This is a genomic window from Aliiglaciecola sp. LCG003 (genome assembly GCF_030316135.1).
In the GTDB taxonomy this organism is placed as follows: Bacteria; Pseudomonadota; Gammaproteobacteria; order Enterobacterales; family Alteromonadaceae; genus Aliiglaciecola.
Genome location: NZ_CP128185.1, coordinates 1688147 through 1704709 on the forward strand (window position 1 = coordinate 1688147; position 16563 = coordinate 1704709).

At 42.6% G+C, this 16563-nt stretch carries 12 protein-coding genes; 8 read left to right on the forward strand and 4 right to left on the reverse strand.

Translation table 11 applies throughout. From position 1 onward, the window contains the following. Positions 1-513 precede the first annotated feature (513 nt). Genes QR722_RS07135 through QR722_RS07145 form a run of 3 tightly spaced genes read right to left on the reverse strand, consistent with a single transcriptional unit; the run spans position 514 to position 8034 of the window. Positions 514-3591, reverse strand: a complete 3078-nt coding sequence (locus tag QR722_RS07135; RefSeq protein WP_286286614.1) for an efflux RND transporter permease subunit — start codon at positions 3589-3591, stop codon at positions 514-516. Beyond that, a complete protein-coding gene (locus QR722_RS07140) occupies positions 3584-6916 on the reverse strand; it encodes an efflux RND transporter permease subunit (protein ID WP_286286616.1) in 3333 nt (1110 codons plus the stop codon). The genes QR722_RS07135 and QR722_RS07140 overlap by 8 nt, the downstream gene beginning before the upstream one ends. A gap of 14 nt (positions 6917-6930) precedes the next feature. Next, the gene (locus QR722_RS07145) at positions 6931-8034 is read right to left on the reverse strand and encodes an efflux RND transporter periplasmic adaptor subunit (RefSeq protein WP_286286618.1); all 1104 of its coding nucleotides are present in this window, start codon (positions 8032-8034) and stop codon (positions 6931-6933) included. A gap of 250 nt (positions 8035-8284) precedes the next feature. Between QR722_RS07145 and QR722_RS07150 the strand changes: the two genes are divergently transcribed. The 5 genes from QR722_RS07150 to QR722_RS07170 all read left to right on the forward strand — a co-directional run bounded on the left by QR722_RS07150 (position 8285) and on the right by QR722_RS07170 (position 13788). Beyond that, a complete protein-coding gene (locus tag QR722_RS07150; RefSeq protein WP_286286621.1) occupies positions 8285-10024 on the forward strand; it encodes a vWA domain-containing protein in 1740 nt (579 codons plus the stop codon). Positions 10025-10186: 162 nt separating this feature from the next. Next, positions 10187-10786, forward strand: coding sequence for a sigma-70 family RNA polymerase sigma factor (locus QR722_RS07155; protein WP_286286623.1), 600 nt, complete (start codon positions 10187-10189; stop codon positions 10784-10786). After that, complete coding sequence (locus QR722_RS07160; RefSeq protein ID WP_286286627.1) at positions 10779-11735, forward strand: hypothetical protein; 957 nt, start codon at positions 10779-10781, stop codon at positions 11733-11735. Before QR722_RS07155 ends, QR722_RS07160 begins: the two co-directional genes overlap by 8 nt. A gap of 27 nt (positions 11736-11762) precedes the next feature. Continuing rightward, positions 11763-12512: an ABC transporter ATP-binding protein gene (locus QR722_RS07165; protein ID WP_286286629.1), complete on the forward strand. Its 750-nt coding sequence runs from the start codon at positions 11763-11765 to the stop codon at positions 12510-12512. Position 12513: 1 nt separating this feature from the next. Next, entirely contained in the window at positions 12514-13788 is a 1275-nt protein-coding gene (locus QR722_RS07170) for an ABC transporter permease (protein ID WP_286286631.1), read from the forward strand. A gap of 59 nt (positions 13789-13847) precedes the next feature. On the opposite strand, the gene QR722_RS07175 is transcribed toward QR722_RS07170, so the two are convergent. Further along, positions 13848-14591, reverse strand: coding sequence for a helix-turn-helix domain-containing protein (locus tag QR722_RS07175; protein WP_286286633.1), 744 nt, complete (start codon positions 14589-14591; stop codon positions 13848-13850). Between the two features lie 125 nt (positions 14592-14716). Here QR722_RS07175 and QR722_RS07180 point away from each other — a divergent pair, with 125 nt between their 5' ends. From QR722_RS07180 to yiaA, 3 genes are all read left to right on the forward strand, one after another. Continuing rightward, a complete protein-coding gene (locus tag QR722_RS07180) occupies positions 14717-15076 on the forward strand; it encodes a hypothetical protein (RefSeq protein ID WP_286286635.1) in 360 nt (119 codons plus the stop codon). A gap of 54 nt (positions 15077-15130) precedes the next feature. Next, positions 15131-15925, forward strand: coding sequence for a DUF2145 domain-containing protein (locus tag QR722_RS07185; RefSeq protein ID WP_286286637.1), 795 nt, complete (start codon positions 15131-15133; stop codon positions 15923-15925). A 109-nt stretch (positions 15926-16034) separates the two neighbouring features. Next, a complete protein-coding gene (gene yiaA, locus QR722_RS07190) occupies positions 16035-16520 on the forward strand; it encodes an inner membrane protein YiaA (protein ID WP_286286641.1) in 486 nt (161 codons plus the stop codon). The last annotated feature ends 43 nt before the right edge of the window (positions 16521-16563 follow it).

Here is a 16563-nt window from a genome sequence, read left to right on the forward strand (position 1 = left end):
ACTCCTGTGTTGGGCTCACTAATTACTATTGCGATGCTTTTCGTAGGGCATGATATGTTTTGGCAAAATCGCGCAACTAAAGACGACACATGGATAGCAAGAAACGAAATGAATGATTTATCATCAGGAGACAACGAGTAGTGCCGTATAACACATATGAGCCTCTGGTTAGTCAATAGGTATTAGTGTGCTTTTGATCTGTTTTTCAGATCAATCCAAATCTTTGGGCTAAGCCGGTTACTTCATCTGTCATTGTGACTGTTAGGATATCGCCTACAGCAAACACATATAGAGTTGTACCGGTCACCGGCTCTGTTATGCGATCTCATCGCAGCCTGCTTTTTCAAATTCCTTATTGCAAGCAGGGGCACTAGACATTCATCGGTTAACCCAGTAATAACATGGACAGGCACATGGTGGTAATTCAACCCGTCCATTTATTCTTTCACATGGCTGTCAAGGGCATCCTAACTAAGGGGATTTTCCAAAGTTAGGAGTCGTTTTGAATCTTGGTTATACCTGTTGCTGTCTAAATATTCGCAGGATTAAAACTTTACTATCTGCAATCATCTCATTGGTATTACGACGCAATTTTAATAGCAACAAATACGACAATGGCACTAGCAATAAACTGGTGAGGGTACTAAACAGCAAGCCTCCAATGATAGCTATAGCCATGGGAGAGTAGGGAGGTCCATCGCCACCAATATTGACATCACCAAAAGCTAATGGCACTAAGCCTAACACGGTTGTCAGGACGGTCATTAAAATAGGCCGAACTCGGGTTAAACAGCCTTCAATTATTGCATCATGTACTGATAATCCGTTATTAACTAGCTGATTAATGCGGTCAACCAACACAATGCCGTTATTCACGACTATACCCATCAAGATCAACATTCCAATCATGCCCATCACCGTCATAGAATTGCCCGTAAGTAAAAATGCCCAATACACACCGGTAAATGAAAATATTAGCGAAGTAAGCACTGCGGTGGGTAACAACAATGACTCAAATAGAGCGGCCATAACGATGTATATCATGCAAATTGCCAACAGCATATTGGTAACCATTATTGCTTCATCTTCGTCTTGGCGTTGAAAACTACCGTCTAAGGACCAGCTGTACCCCGTGGGTAATTGAATATTCTGCAGGATGTTTTCAATCCGCTCTCTGGCGTCATCAATGGTTATATCATTTTCCAAATTTGCACCAATAGTTAAAGAAGTTTGCCGGGAGCTACGTTGGATCTGACTTAAGCGAGGCTTAACGGTCATATCTGCTACCATATCCAATGTCACATTTTGATCCGCATTGCGGTAGATGGTCAGGTTTTTTAGTTTCTCTACTGAGTGTTGCAAAGACTGATCGTAAAGTAACTGTATAGCGACTTCGCCTTCGGCATCGTTGCGAAAGGTGCGCAAATTTGAGCCTCTTAAGGCGGTACTTAATACATTGGCAATATCGGTGCTGTTTAGACCGAAGCGAAAAGCCTTTTGCTTATCGATTCGAACCTGTAATTCGTACTTGTTTCCATCAGTGTCTGCTTTGACATCCGTCAGTCCTTCAATACTTTGTAACACCGGCAAAATCTCACTGGATATTTTAGTCAGGGTTTCAGATGATTGGCCGAACAGTGTCACTTTTACTCCGCCATCTGAGCCTTGATCCCACTGAAATGACGGTTTAGCCCGAACGAAAGTAGGGAAGTCATCCTTGATCATTTTTTTCAAGTCAGCCATCTTGATGGGTATATCCTCTTGGATGGAGATCCCTGAGACGGCATGTCCAGCGGTAAAATAACTGTAGACCTGCTTGATGTAGAAACGCTCTTTATTGCTATACAAATAGTCTTCCATCTTGCTAACGGTCTTTTCTACTTCTTTTAAATTGTAATTACCTTGAATATCGTAGTTCAGCCATACTCTGCCGTTATTGCCATTATTGTCTTCATCACTTTTCATCATACTAATGGGAATAGCGGTACTGGCTAAAATCAATATCGCACACAGCGCGGTTTTTCCTTGATTTGCCAGTGTCCAGTTAAGCAAGCTTGCGTAAGTTGATTTCAGTTTAGAAGCTTTAACATTTGGGGCTTTAGGTTTTATTTTTAGTTTAGTGGTCAACAGTGGAATTAGGGTTTGCGCTAGTATCAGTGAAGCAAATAAAGATATACAAATTGACACCGCAACATGTTCAAGAAACACGGTAAGCTCGGCTTTTACTCCAACAATATTGGGTAAAAATACGATGGCAGTGGTGGTGGTGCCTGCAATGACAGCCATACTAACTAGTGCCACCCCTTTTTTGGTCGCCTCAATGGGATCGGAAATATGCTCACGCTCTTGAAAGATGCTTTCGGTGACCACAACCGCATTATCCACCAGCATACCCACCGCCAGCATTAACCCCATCAAGGATAAAATATTAAGGGTGTAGTCCAGAAAGTACATACAGGCTAGGGTAATACAAATTGCAAAAGGGACCGACAGCACAACCACAAGAGTCGTCGCCAAGTTACGCAAAAACAGATACAACACTATGATTGATAATAAAGCACCCACTAAACCGGACATTAACAAGTCTTGCAGTGAGGTAGTTACACTATCGGCTTCGTCTTGCATGATATACACACTGATGCCACTGAATGCCGAACTATTGCGGACCTTTTCGATTTCCGCCATGACATTAGTAGACACCTCGACTAAATTGGCGCCCGATTCGCGGAAAATATTGAGTCCAATCGCATGGGTTTTGTCTAGGTGGCGTCCTTCAGTTGCACGGGGTGTTTCATACTTAACCTGCGCAATATCACTAAGGCGCACACCACGGTGAACGATTAATTCTTCGATTTCTCGTTTGCTTCTAAATTCGCCGATTGGGTTTAACGTAATTTTTTGGTTTAAATCAAAAAATTGCCCCGCTGTCATGGAAAAATTAGCGTCTCGTAGACTTTTGGTTAAGGTATTAGAGTCGATATGCAGCGCTGCGATAAGGTCTGGATCTAAGCGTATAGATATCTGCTTTTTTTGCACCCCATACAATTCAACTTTAGAAACCCCTTTGATCCGCTCTATCGGCATCTTCAAGTTTCGCTCAAGTAGATCGTAAGAGTTGGATATATCCCGTTCGCTGGAGAGTCGCAGTTGGAAAACAGGCATATCGGCTAAATTAAATTTAAATACCATCACCCGTTCAACATCGTCGGGCAGCAAGTGACGGATAGCGTCGATCTTTTCACGTGCCTCTATGCTTTTTGCTTTAATGTTGGCTTCCCAATCAAATTGAATTTGAATTTCTGCATTATCTTCATTGGAACGAGAGCGCAAACGTTTGATCCCTGACATAGTCGCCAGCGCTTCTTCAATGGGACGGGTGATCATTTTTTCAATTTCAGCTGGAGTCGAGTCTTTGTAGGGCACCTGGATGAACAACTCGGGAAAATCAATGCCGGGAAACTTTTCCAATGGCAATAGTCGACTTGCTGCTAGGCCCATCACCAAAAGCGAAAAGAACAGCATCGAAATCGTAACTGGACGCCGAATGGCAAAGGCTGCTAGGGCAGCCCCTGCGTGAGCAAACTTATCCATGGACCATCTCCTGAGTCGCTAAAGGTGCAACATGTGTCGCGCTAACGTGCTCGAACTTTTTACGGTCAAATAAGCTGTACAACACCGGAATTAAAAACAGCGTTAGCAAAGTTGCAAATAACAAACCAAATATGACGGTTACTGCCATGGGAGTGCGTATTTCAGCCCCTTCACCTAGCCCAATTGCCATCGGCAATAAACCTAAAATCGTGGTTAGGGTTGTCATTAAAATTGGGCGAAGGCGACTTTGTGCTGCTTCGATTATGGCTGCGGTTTTTTCCATTCCTTTTTGGCGAAGCTGATTAATTCGGTCAATCAACACAATAGCGTTATTGACCACTATACCGGCCAGCATAATCAAACCAATAAACACCACGACACTCACCCGAGTATCGGTAATAAAGAGCCCGTAAATGGAGCCTGCGCAGGCCATAGGTACAGTAAATAGAATAATAAAGGGATGTAGCAAGGACTCAAATTGAGATGCCATCACCAGATAAACCATAAAAACCGCTAAAGCCAGCGCCATATAAAGCGAATTGAAACTGGCATCCATCTCTTCACTTTGTCCGGCAATTTTAGCTTGTAAACTAATCGGTAATTTAGCCCCGTCGATAATTTGTTGAGCATCGATAACGGCAGCGCCTAGATCACCGTAATTGAGGTTGGCACTCACCAGTACGACCCGCTGTTGGCCAACACGTGATATTTCACTTGGACCCACTGACATGGAAATATCCGCAACGGTCGCCAATACAATTGCCGGTGATGAGCCAGGATTTACCACTATCTGCTCAATATCGGCAATAGAATCACGTTGTGCGAGCTGATTACGGACTAAAATGTCCACTTTACGGTCATCGATACTATACTTACCGGCAATTTCACCACCGACTTTAGCCGCAATTAATTTTGAAACATCTGGGGCATTGAGTCCCAACTGTGCAAGTACTGAATGGTTGAATTGGATTTTCAATTCGGGGTTACCATTTTGTAGTGAGCTTTTTACGTCGGCAAAGCGCGGATTTTCGCCTAATTCGGTGGCAAGTTTATCGCCAAAACGTTTGAGCATGGTTAAATCATAACCGGCGACTTCAATTTGCAGCGGGGTGGAGAAACTAAATAGTTCAGGCGTACCAAATTTACTTTCAACTCCCGCTTGTTTAGCCAAGTATTGGCGCATGGCACTCATCACCTTCTGTTCATCTTCCGCGCTTGAATCGGCTTGCATAACCACATTGAGCTTACCCCAGTGATCCCCGCCCTGGGCAGGAGAGGCATTCATCAAACTTCCCGTTCCCGCTAAAGAGTAGGTGCGTTCAACTTTTGCTTGAGTTTGGGTAAAGCGAGCCAGCTCAGCAATCACAATATCCGTACTATTAAGTTTTGACCCGGTAGGTAGGGTAATTTCAACATTAAATTCACCTTGGGCGAGGGGAGGGATTAACTCAAGTCCAAGTCTAGGTATTAATAACAAAGATACCGCAGAGATAGATAAAATAACGGCAGCGACAATTAATCGTGCTGATATTGCGAGGTGCAACGTCCTAAAATATAACTTAGATAAGACGTCATATAATTTGTCGAACAACCACAAGAAGGGTTTGAATAACCAACCCAGTAAGAAAGATAGTATTCTAAAAAGAGCTAATACTAGGGTGGTGATAAGCACTGGCAATAAGTAAAACACGCCTTTTACCAACCAAGCAAAAGGCATTCGCAAGTAATAACCAAGCAAGCGAAGTTTACCAGTAGGTTTGCTGCTAACAGGACGAGGACCTAAATCTAGTGGCTCTGTACTTGCGCTGTTCTTCTCACGGGCGGCCAACATTGGGATAAGGGTTAGTGCCACTACCAAAGAAGCCGCTAGGGCAAAAGTCACGGTCAAGGCTTGGTCGCTAAAAAGTTGACCGGCGATACCTTCAACAAATACCAGTGGAAAAAATACTGCCATAGTGGTCAGGGTCGATGCCACAATCGCCATGGATACTTCACCCGTGCCTTCGGAGGCTGCTTGTAGTGTATTGGAATTGATCTTTTTGTGGCGGTCGATATTTTCCAACACTACGATGCTGTTATCCACCAATAAGCCTATAGCGAGTGCAATACCACCTAAACTCATGATGTTTAGGCTAATGTCATAGCTGTACATAAGGTTAAAGGTAGCTATGATGGAAACTGGAATCGAAATCGAGATTATCAATGTAGGCCATATGTTCTGTAAGAAAAAATACAAAACAAACATGGCTAAGATACCGCCAATAATAGCAGCGGTTTTAACTTCATCTATGGCGCTGGCAATGAACAAGGATTGATCATAAACCATCTGTAATTGATATTGTTGAGGGAGCGCTTTTTGGATCTGCTCCAGTTGCTTGTTGACCGCTTGCGCCACATCTACGGTATTTGCATCCCCTTCCTTGTAAATAGCAATTTCCACACCCTCAAAACCACCGAATCGGGTTATAGCATCACGCTCTTTATAGGTGTCTACGACTTCAGCTACATCACTAAGACGAATATGTCTTCCCTCACGGGTGGCAATGTACAAGTTTCTCATATCATCCAAAGACTGAAACTGGTTTAAGGCACGGACCAAATACTCTTGAGAACCATCCTCAACACGTCCGCCGGATGCATTAATATTTTCTTCTTTTAATCTTTTGATAATATCGGCAAGAGCAATATTCAATTGGCTGGTAAGTTGTTGGTTGACCAGCACTTGGATTTCATTTTCTAAACCGCCTCCCACTTTAACTGAGGCAACCCCTTCGACTGATTCCAACTTTCGTTTGATGTCTTCTTCGGCATAGGTTCTGATGCGCTTCATGGATGCCACGTCTACATCGGTTATTGATTGGGATACAGAAGGTTTGTCTTCGTTGGGTTTAGCCGCGCCACCTAATCCGAAGCGCATAATAGGGTCAAGACTAGGATTAAATTTGAGTAACAGAGGCCGTTTGACATCCAGTGGCAGAAAAAGCACATCTAGCTTTTCTCTAACCTCAAGACTGGCCATATCCATTTCAGTGCCCCATTCGAATTCAAGCACCACATCAGATTGGCCCGCTTTTGAGGCAGACACGACTTTCCGAACTCCTTTGACTACGCCCACTGCTTCTTCAATAGGTTTGGTAACAAGTTGTTCAACTTCGCCCGGCGCCGCGCCAACATAATCAGTACGAATTGTTAGGGTAGGATAAGACAACTCTGGTAATAAGTTTAAAGACAAACGAGACAGTGAGACAAACCCAAAAAGCAATACTGCCAGGGTAAACATCCACACGGTAACCGGCCGTTTAACAGCGACATCAATAAGATTCATAATCTGTTCCCTAATTAACTGTTTACGACTTCAACAACCGCGTTGTCTTTGAGGTTTTGATGGCCGGTAATTACGACTTTCTCATTGCCCGTCAATCCCTCTAATACTTCTACAAAGTTACCTTCTTGGTAGCCTATTTTAATTGATACTTTCTTGGCGATACCGTCATCATCAACCACGAACACATTGATTTTATCGTCTATTGCAAGTAGTGCTCTGCGCGGTAGTAAGGTGGCGTTAGCATGGGTGTCATAATTAAGATCGACCTGAGTGAACATACCAGATTTCAGGGCATTATCCGCATTTGGTACCCGCAATGTTACTTTGAAAGTGCCCGTTTTAGAATCGATCACTGGGCTGATCCGCTCCACAAAAGCGACGATTTTGGTATTGCCCAGTGCACTTATGGTTAGTGTAGCGTGTTGATTCTTATGAACCCGTGAAAGTTCTTTTTCAGGTAAGTGGACTATGCCGTAAAGGTCTTTCTGTTGAACTATATGAAACATACGTTCACGTTGGAATGATTCCGTAAGGTTGCCGACTTTGGCATTGCGCTCAGCAATGAAACCACTAATCGGGGCGACTATGGTGGCTTCTTTTAGATCCAATTTTGCAAGGGCTAAGGTGGCTTTGGCCGATTCATACTGAGCGGTTAACTTATCGTAGGTATCATCACTGACCAGCTTTTGGCTATACACCTTATTGATCTTAGCCAGTTCCTTTTCTACCCCTTGTAAGTCAGCTGTGGCACGGGTGAGGTTCAATTGATAGCGCTCGGGTTCTAGTTGCGCCAGCACTTGGCCCTTTTCAACATAATCACCTTCTTCGACCATAATATGGTCGATAATGCCAGATGCACGGGCAACCACAAAGGCTTCTTCTTTGGCCTCTAAAACGGCGGTAGTCGAATAGTTTGAAGAGATATCGCCACGGCCAAGCTGTTCTATTTCTACGGGAATCGGGATGACCTTTACCTCCGCTTGTTGATCATCTTTAGTCGCTTCTGCTTGTCCACAGCCAGTTAGTGGCAATACGAGACAGAGGGCACCTGCGAAGGCCAGTGACTTTAAACTTAAAAAATGAATGGTATTGGTTGTTCCCGTTGCGATGGCGTCCATGATATATCCCCGATAAGTATTAGTTTTTTACTAACTTGTGCATGCATTGTGCCAGAGGTAAAAAACTATAAAAATCAATGTTTTGTAAATATTTGTAATCAGGGATAGTGAATTTTGTATTTCATATGTAGTGAAAATAACTAAATGTTAGCGGTTTTTAAAAACACTTAATGAATCAATAGTTAAATTAATAACCCTTTTTGATGACTCACTCGTTAGTAAGGAAAAATAATACAAAAAGGTAATCATAATGTGTAACCCCTTATCTATATATTCACCGCAAAAATCAACCCTGATGGACACTACAGACAGATGGCAAGCCGCTGCGTTAGCTGCAATCTTTAGTTTTGCATTAGGGGGCTGTTCCTCACCGGCTAGTCAGACAAGCAGCGAACAGGCACACACCAAACAAGCCATAGAGGCAGATCAAATCCAAGCCGGCGGTTCTCGTATGCAGGCACAACCTGTAATGCATGATAAGGCTAAAATGAATCATCGACTCGCAGTCGAATTTATGCCTTTAAATGCAGCAATGGCTGACTATTCAGTAGGGCAGCAAAGACCGAATCTAGAGAATTATCAACACTATGCTCAGAACAAAGTCCAAAAGGTTGCCGAGCAGCCCGTATCGACTTTTTCCATAGATGTCGACTCGGGAAGTTATAGCAACGCCCGTCGCATGATCAATCAAGGCTATATGCCGCCAAGTGATGCGATACGTGTTGAGGAGTTTATAAATTACTTTGACTATCACTATCCAATGGATCAAGACCCTGAGAAGCCATTTACTGTCGCTACCTATCTAACGGTGTCGCCTTGGAATCCAGGTAGGTTACTTATGCGGATTGGATTGCAAGCTAAACAGCCTGCAGAAAACCAAATGGCTAGAGCAGACAAGAATCTGGTGTTTTTATTGGATGTGTCTGGTTCAATGAATTCAGCAAACAAATTGCCATTGGTTAAAAAAGCCCTAACACTGCTTACCGGCCAACTGCTTAGTACTGACCGTGTTGCGATAGTGGTTTATGCAGGGGCATCTGGGGTGGTACTTGAGCCAACGGCAGGCAACGATAAAGTCAAGATTGAACAAGCTTTAGCCAAACTCTCGGCTGGTGGGTCAACCAATGGCGGACAAGGCATTGAATTGGCTTATGACTTAGCCGCTCAGTCATTTAAAAAAGATGGGGTTAATCGGGTGATTTTAGCCACTGATGGCGATTTTAATGTGGGTAGGGTTGATCATCAACAATTGATAGATTTGATTGAACGTAAGCGGGAGCAGGGCATAGCCCTGACTACTTTGGGATTCGGCCAAGGTAATTATAATGATCACCTGATGGAACAGTTAGCGAACAAAGGCAATGGTAATTATGCTTACATTGATACTTTAAATGAAGCGCGTAAAGTATTAGTCGATGAATTAGATGCGACACTCCATTCCGTTGCCAGGGATGTTAAAATTCAAGTTGAGTTCAACCCTGCCAATGTCAGTGAATATCGCTTAATTGGTTATGAAAATCGCGTCCTGCAGCAAGAGGATTTCAATAATGATAAAGTTGATGCTGGAGAGATAGGTGCTGGCCACCAAGTGACTGCTTTTTATGAGTTGGTGCTAGCAGATGGGGATAAATATCATGATCCATTACGCTATCAAAATGCACAGACTGGGGCGAATGAGAGTGGATTACTCAATGAGTTAGCCCTGGTTAAATTGCGTTATAAACCCCTTGATAACGAATCCAGTGTGCTACTTCAATATCCCATAGAGAAAAATTCTAGCGTGGCATATGAACAGCAATCAGTGGATTTTAAATTTGCTACTGCTGTAATAGGGTTTGCGCAGCAACTTAAAAATAGTCATTACAATGAGAACATGAACTACCAGCAGATTTTAGAGCTTGCCATCAATAACAAAGGACAAGATGAATTTGGTTATCGAGCTGAATTTATTGGTTTAATCCGTATGGTTATGTTGCTGCAACACAACTAACTTGGACGGCAAGCTAAAGCAAAAACCTAGTTGCCAATTGAATTTAATTACCGGAAAATAGACCCATAGGTGCTTATCACAGCTCAATTTATCTGCCCATAAAACCATGGGCTGTTAAACCCAAGGCATATTTTCGTTAGAAAGAAGTAAACAGGATTTAAGGTGAACGATGTGAGCGATGAAGTGTTGCTACAACGGTACCTGCAGGGAGACTTGACAAGTTTTACGTTGTTGTACGATAAGCATAAGGGGGGCGTGTATCGCTATCTTTTGCGCCAAACAAAGGATCGCCAATTGGCAGAAGATCTCTTTCAAGACAGTTGGGGAAATGTGATCCAGCACGCTTCGTCATTTCAACCTTCCGCCAAGTTTTCAACTTGGCTGTATACCATCGCCAGACATAAATTGATTGATCATGTTCGACATGACAAGATTGTTGAAGCGGTTATCGATACCAATCAGAGCAATATTGATGATGATTTGCAAGGGGCAACAAGCCAACAAAATCAACTAGAAAAGCAGATTTCTCAGCAGCGACAACAAAATGCCTTACAAAGGTGTATAAGGGGGCTACCCGTATTATTACTCGATGTATTTTTGTTGAAAGAAGAAGGGGGCATGACACAAGTGCAAATTGCAGAAATTGTGAATGCTAACCATGAAGCAACCAAAAGTCGGGCTAGGAATGCCTATCGCCAGTTGCGAAAATGTTTGAGCGTTAAATTAAACCATCGATATATAGTGAATGACAGTGGTGAGTGATCAAAACAGTACGTCAAACCATCAACCTGAAACTTTGACTGATGCCAAACTCAGTCAATTGTATCAAACCATGCCAAAAGCCACACCAACAACTGAATTGGATAACAAAATAACTGCAATGGCAGCGTCTCATTTGTCTACTGTACGTAAACCAACTAAGGGCGTTATATCCACTTGGCGAAGACTGCAATGGCCAACCTCCATTGCGGCATCGGTAATCTTCATTAGTTTTATGGTTTATATTCAATATGATCGCTTCGAACCGAGTTTATCTGCGCCCAATGGTGTTGCAGTTGATCCCTATGCCATAGCGGATGAAGCCACACTAAATGAACAACGTGCGGCTGAAAAGGCACTGTTAGCCACACGGCAAAAGTCCTCTCAACAGCGTCAAAGTGCTCCGCAATCTTTTGTTCAAGCAGATATGAATATTTCAGCTGAGATGGAAACTCAAAAACCTGAGTTATCACAATATGCCGAAAAAGAAGCTCTCACTCTTGCGGCGAAAGCCTTGGATGATATTAATGTTGAGCCCTTGAGCTTGGATATGCAAGCAGACATTAACATTGATATCGGCTTAGGTGCAACCGACGCGAATCGCCTCACATCTGCACGGCGAGAGGGAAAAACCAGTGAGTATCTAGGAGACATCGAAGCTCTTAACGTTACCGGGAGTAGGGTCGCCTCAAAGAGTGATCTAAGCATGGAGGTAAATACCGATTACTTAGATAATTTGCTTGGGCAATATTCGTCGTTGTCTGCTACTACTGAAGATAAAACCGGCCTGTCGGAGTCGGCAACACAACTTATTAGCATTCAACTATCGATTTATGACTATTTAACTTTGCTAAGAACAGCGATGCCGAAATGGATCATTGATGAAAAGTATCTGCAGGTGCTGACTCAACAACAGCGCGATAAGTTACTCTTAGAAAAAAGTGAGCAATAATATGCAAGCAAGGTGTGGGTGGCAGCTTTGAATTTACCTCCATTGGATCCTATCCAGGATGTTCATTTTACGCCTAAACCTGTGGTAGAGCTTTCTTCGCTCAAATTTGCGTATTCCGCAGATAAGCAAAACTCAGGCCGCACACATCCGCTGATTGATGTCGACGGTTGGTGTTTATACAAGGGCCAGAAAGTATTTTTACAAGGCAATTCCGGAACGGGGAAAAGTACATTGCTACAACTGATTTGTGGTGTACTCCAGCCCCAATCAGGTGAGGTTAGAATTAATGAACAGGCATTTTCAACCCTATCCAGCAGTAAACGAGACCGGTTTAGAGCCTTGCACATAGGTATGGTCTTTCAGCAATTTAATCTGGTTCCTTATTTGACGGTTTTGGAAAATGTCAAACTTGCCAATTATTTCGCAAACAATGAACAGGGCGATGTGGATCAACGCGCTGCCATTTTATTCGAAGGGCTGCAACTGTCCCAGTCACTGTTTAATCAACGGGCTGATCAACTAAGCGTTGGCCAACAGCAACGGGTTGCCATCGCTCGGGCTATGATTAACGCACCTCAGTTATTGATTACTGACGAGCCTACGTCTGCGTTAGACAGCAGTGCCACAGATGGATTTATCGACACCCTAGTAGACTTATGTGAGGCGAATCAATCAGCGCTGTTGTTTGTCAGTCATGATCAGCGCTTAGAAAAACACTTTGATCAGACTATTCACATAAGCGAATTCACTGCTGCCAATCAGCTTAGGACTAAGTAGTATGCTGCTGACGATTGCGACTAAAAGCTTACAAGATCGTAAGGCTACGGTGTTATTAACATTATTCTCCATTGTGTTAAGCGTATTTTTGTTTATCAGCGTTGAACATATTCGAAGTCAGACAAAGAATAGCTTTAATCGCACGGTTTCCGGTGTTGATTTAATTGTTGGAGCCCGCACCAGTTCAATAAGTTTATTACTTAACTCAGTATTTCGGATTGGTTATGCCACTAACTCCGTAAGTTGGCAAAGTTTCCAACATTTCACTGAGCATCCACAAGTGAAATGGGCCATTCCTCTGGCATTGGGAGATTCTCACCAAGGTTATCCGGTTTTAGGTACTAACCATGATTATTTTAGTCACTATCAATATGGCGATAAACAACCATTGGTGCTCCAGCAAGGCGCAGTATTTGAAAAAGCACAACAACTTGTATTAGGTGCTGATGTTGCCGAAGAATTAAACTATCACATTGGCGATGAATTGGTATTGTCCCATGGCGTAGCTAAAATTAGTTTTAGTCAACATAAGCAACATCCCTTTACAGTGGTTGGGATTTTACAAGCTACGGGCACACCAATTGATAAAACCTTACACATAAACATCACTGACATTGACGGTCTGCATCAAGTCACGCCATCCCTTGCTGGTGGGCGCCGCACGGCTGGGATGGATAATCACGGCCAGCTTGATACTAGCCCTGAAATTAATACTCATGAGCATGCTGAGAAACAGACGCCCCCTAGCCAAATAAGCGCCTTTTTATTAGGACTGCAATCTAGAATTGCAGTATTGACAGTCCAACGTGAAATCAATCAGTTTAAACAACAAGCATTGAGCGCAGTACTACCGGGTGTGGCATTGACTGAACTTTGGAGCATAGTGGGAGGTGTGGAAAAAGTACTGGGTGTTATCAGTGTGCTGGTGCTTTGCTCATCTATGCTCGGTTTATGTGCTATTTTACTGGCCAGCCTCAAAGCCCGCGAACCTGAATTAAAAGTTCTGCGAATTGTCGGAGCAACTCCTATTACGTTGTGTCTTTTATTACAACTTGAAGCACTATTGATAACCTGTCTAGCGGTGGCAATTGGAATGTTGTTGACGTGGTTAAGTTTTACTGTTGCTAGCCCTTTGCTCAGTGAGCATTATGGGCTCTTTATTGATAGTAATATCTTCACTGTGCAAAGTCTGTGGTTTTGTCTGATGATCATTTTAGCGGGTATGCTGGTAAGTGTTGTGCCCGCACTAACAATTTATCGTAATCAACACCGCTAAGCTTATTTTGTAGCAGTGCTGTTAGAACGCGATTACTTTGTTGGCACTAGTATGCATGACTATTTGGGTTTTGAGCGTCGCATATTTTCGAACAAAGACGGCTCCCAGGGGCGCATGGCCATTAATAGTCCTATATGTTGACGCTTTTCTAATGTTAGGGAAGCATCCTCTTGATTTAGATTCGCCGCATCTTTGGTCAGTTGATTGAGTTTGCGTTGAATAATTTCAATCGAAGATTGGGAATAACGTCCACGAATATACATGCGGAAATTCCATTTCTCGTCTTTTTTAGGTGCCATAAATTTCACCATCACCTCTTGCTCCATGAACTTTTCTAACGGTCCGCCTGGGATCCACCGAAAATCCTGAGCAATTAATGATTTGTAATGATTATTAGGCAGCAGATTTATAATTTTAAGTTTGTCGAGTTTGGCTAAAAGACGGGTACACTCAAATTGATCAATTTGATATTGACTGATGATTTCCTCAAATGTCCAGCCATCTCTAACACACACCGCGACCAATAAAAGTTTGGGATCACTAAGCAGATGATTTTCTTGTTCAACCGTTAACTGACTCAATCGTTCTGCTTGCTGCTGAACAATATAAAATAAGTCAGACAGATTCATTTGTAACATGGTGCAGATATCTTCCAAACGCTCTAAGGTAAAACTGTTGGTAGAGAAAATACGCTTAATATTGGCTTCACTCATATTTAAATGGGTCGCGATATCTCGATAAGTAAGTTGATGCTGCTTTAACAGCTTCTTTAAGGTTTGACTGATTTTAGTGATCTGACTCATAATTCACCAAGGTATATTATTAATAAACTAATCGTTGATATCTACTATACATAAATTATTTATGTTTACATATTTTATACTCGAATATATTGTCTATCTCGTTCACAACAATTAAAGGAAGAACAATGAGATCATCAACGGTTGTACTTATCAGTTTGTTATCAGTTTTCGCGATTAACGCCAATGCACAAGATTCAGGCCAGCATAGTGGCCAAGCAAGTAAACATTCTGCTTTAGCAGCGTCTGAAGGTCTTGCTTCTACAGCTGTCGTTGCAAGCGCAGCTGTAGCTGTCCCTGTCATTGTGGTGGCCGGCACCAGTGCCGTAGCAGGAAGCGCAGTGGTTGCTGCCGGGGACTCGCTTGATAAGAGTATCAAAGCATCCCACGCGCATGAACATCAGTCGCAGACTACTTTAGTTATTACCGAGCGGACGATCACCGCGGATCCGGCGCCAAATCAAGTAATCAAGCAGCCTGAAAAGTAAATCAGGCTGTGTTGATAACCTTGAGATTATTAATTTTATAAAGGAAATAGGGATATGCATTTACGTCATGTGCTTTTAATTTTTTTGTTAGTCGTACCTAGTGCTTGGGCGGGCAGTCAAAGCCAAGCCGAAGCACTGCATGAGCCTGAAAAAATCATCAAATTTGCCAAAGATGTGGAAAAGTATGCGGCCAGTAAAGGGGCGAGGGCGTTTATCATTGCTAGGGTAGGTCGTCCTGAAAAGGATCTACCTAAGGGGATCAAGTTTACCCATACTGCCTTGGCGATATACTCGAATATTGAGCTGACCAATGGCGAAGTATTGCAAGGATATGCCATCCACAATTTATACCAATTGAACGGGCAAGCCGATAAAAGCGAATTAGTTGTGGATTATCCCATTGATTTCTTTTGGGGGGCGCAAGAATTAACTGCCGGGGTACTGATTCCATCAATTGAACTCCAACAGAAACTGATAGAGCTGATTGCCTCAGGGAATGACAAGCTATTGCATAATAATAACTACTCGGTTATCGCCAACCCCTTCAATAATCAATTTCAAAACTGTACTGAATATACTTTAGATTTGATTAATGCGGCAATCTATCAAACTCTTGATATGGAGCAATTAAAGGTCAATGCCCAAGCACATTTTAAGCCGCAAAAATTGAGCACCAGCAGATTTAAATTGATGTTTGGCTCTATGTTAATGGATGACGTCACCACCAAAGATCATAAAGGTAAAGTGTATACCGCAACGTTTTCTAGTTTAGGTAGATATTTGCAGTCGAATCAATTGAGCGATGATTTTGTCACCTTTCAAGCCAACGGTGAGGTTACGGCTCTTTAAAGACTGAGTAGTAACCTTAGGACAGATTACAGATCTAAAGTTTTCACCTATAAAAATTGCTGTTAAGCTGTATTTTTCAGTTACTTATTCACTAAGAGTGAGATGAATAATGTCGATTAAAACAAAATCAAACTTTAAACATAATACTATTCAAGCCCCAACAAAATCCTATACATGGGCCTCTATTGCAGCACTTTTCATTGGGGTTTCAGCTTATGCTTTGGGACTGATTAATGCGCAAATGGAATTGAATGAGAAAGGGTACTATCTGATAACCATCCTATATGGCTTATTTTCCATGGTCTCTTTGCAGAAAACTATTCGTGATAAAGCAGAAGGTATGAGTACCTCAAACATTTACACGATTTTATCATGGGCGTCATCTGGCCTTGCCATTGGGTTATTAGTAATCGGTTTAATCAATGCAGATTTGTTACTTAGCGAGAAGGGGTTTTATGCCATGGCGTATACCTTAAGTTTGTTCGCGGCGGTAACGGTACAAAAAAATGTGAGAGACAAGCAGGCCCTTGCAGTTCATCAAAAGCCGCTGATGGAGCCAGAATCACAATCTATTGACGAAGTGCCTATTAGGTAATGACTTGACGTTTAATAATCAAACCCTCAATTGTATTCTAACC

What these genes read in the sequence shown, in the direction of transcription:
- QR722_RS07185 (WP_286286637.1), top strand. Translation starts at nt 15,131, where the DNA reads ATGCATTTACGTCATGTGCTTTTAATTTTTTTGTTAGTCGTACCTAGT.
- yiaA (WP_286286641.1), top strand. Translation starts at nt 16,035, where the DNA reads ATGTCGATTAAAACAAAATCAAACTTTAAACATAATACTATTCAAGCC.
- QR722_RS07180 (WP_286286635.1), top strand. Translation starts at nt 14,717, where the DNA reads ATGAGATCATCAACGGTTGTACTTATCAGTTTGTTATCAGTTTTCGCG.
- QR722_RS07170 (WP_286286631.1), top strand. Translation starts at nt 12,514, where the DNA reads ATGCTGCTGACGATTGCGACTAAAAGCTTACAAGATCGTAAGGCTACG.
- QR722_RS07140 (WP_286286616.1), bottom strand. Translation starts at nt 6,916, where the DNA reads ATGAATCTTATTGATGTCGCTGTTAAACGGCCGGTTACCGTGTGGATG.
- QR722_RS07175 (WP_286286633.1), bottom strand. Translation starts at nt 14,591, where the DNA reads ATGAGTCAGATCACTAAAATCAGTCAAACCTTAAAGAAGCTGTTAAAG.
- QR722_RS07150 (WP_286286621.1), top strand. Translation starts at nt 8,285, where the DNA reads ATGTGTAACCCCTTATCTATATATTCACCGCAAAAATCAACCCTGATG.
- QR722_RS07135 (WP_286286614.1), bottom strand. Translation starts at nt 3,591, where the DNA reads ATGGATAAGTTTGCTCACGCAGGGGCTGCCCTAGCAGCCTTTGCCATT.
- QR722_RS07145 (WP_286286618.1), bottom strand. Translation starts at nt 8,034, where the DNA reads ATGGACGCCATCGCAACGGGAACAACCAATACCATTCATTTTTTAAGT.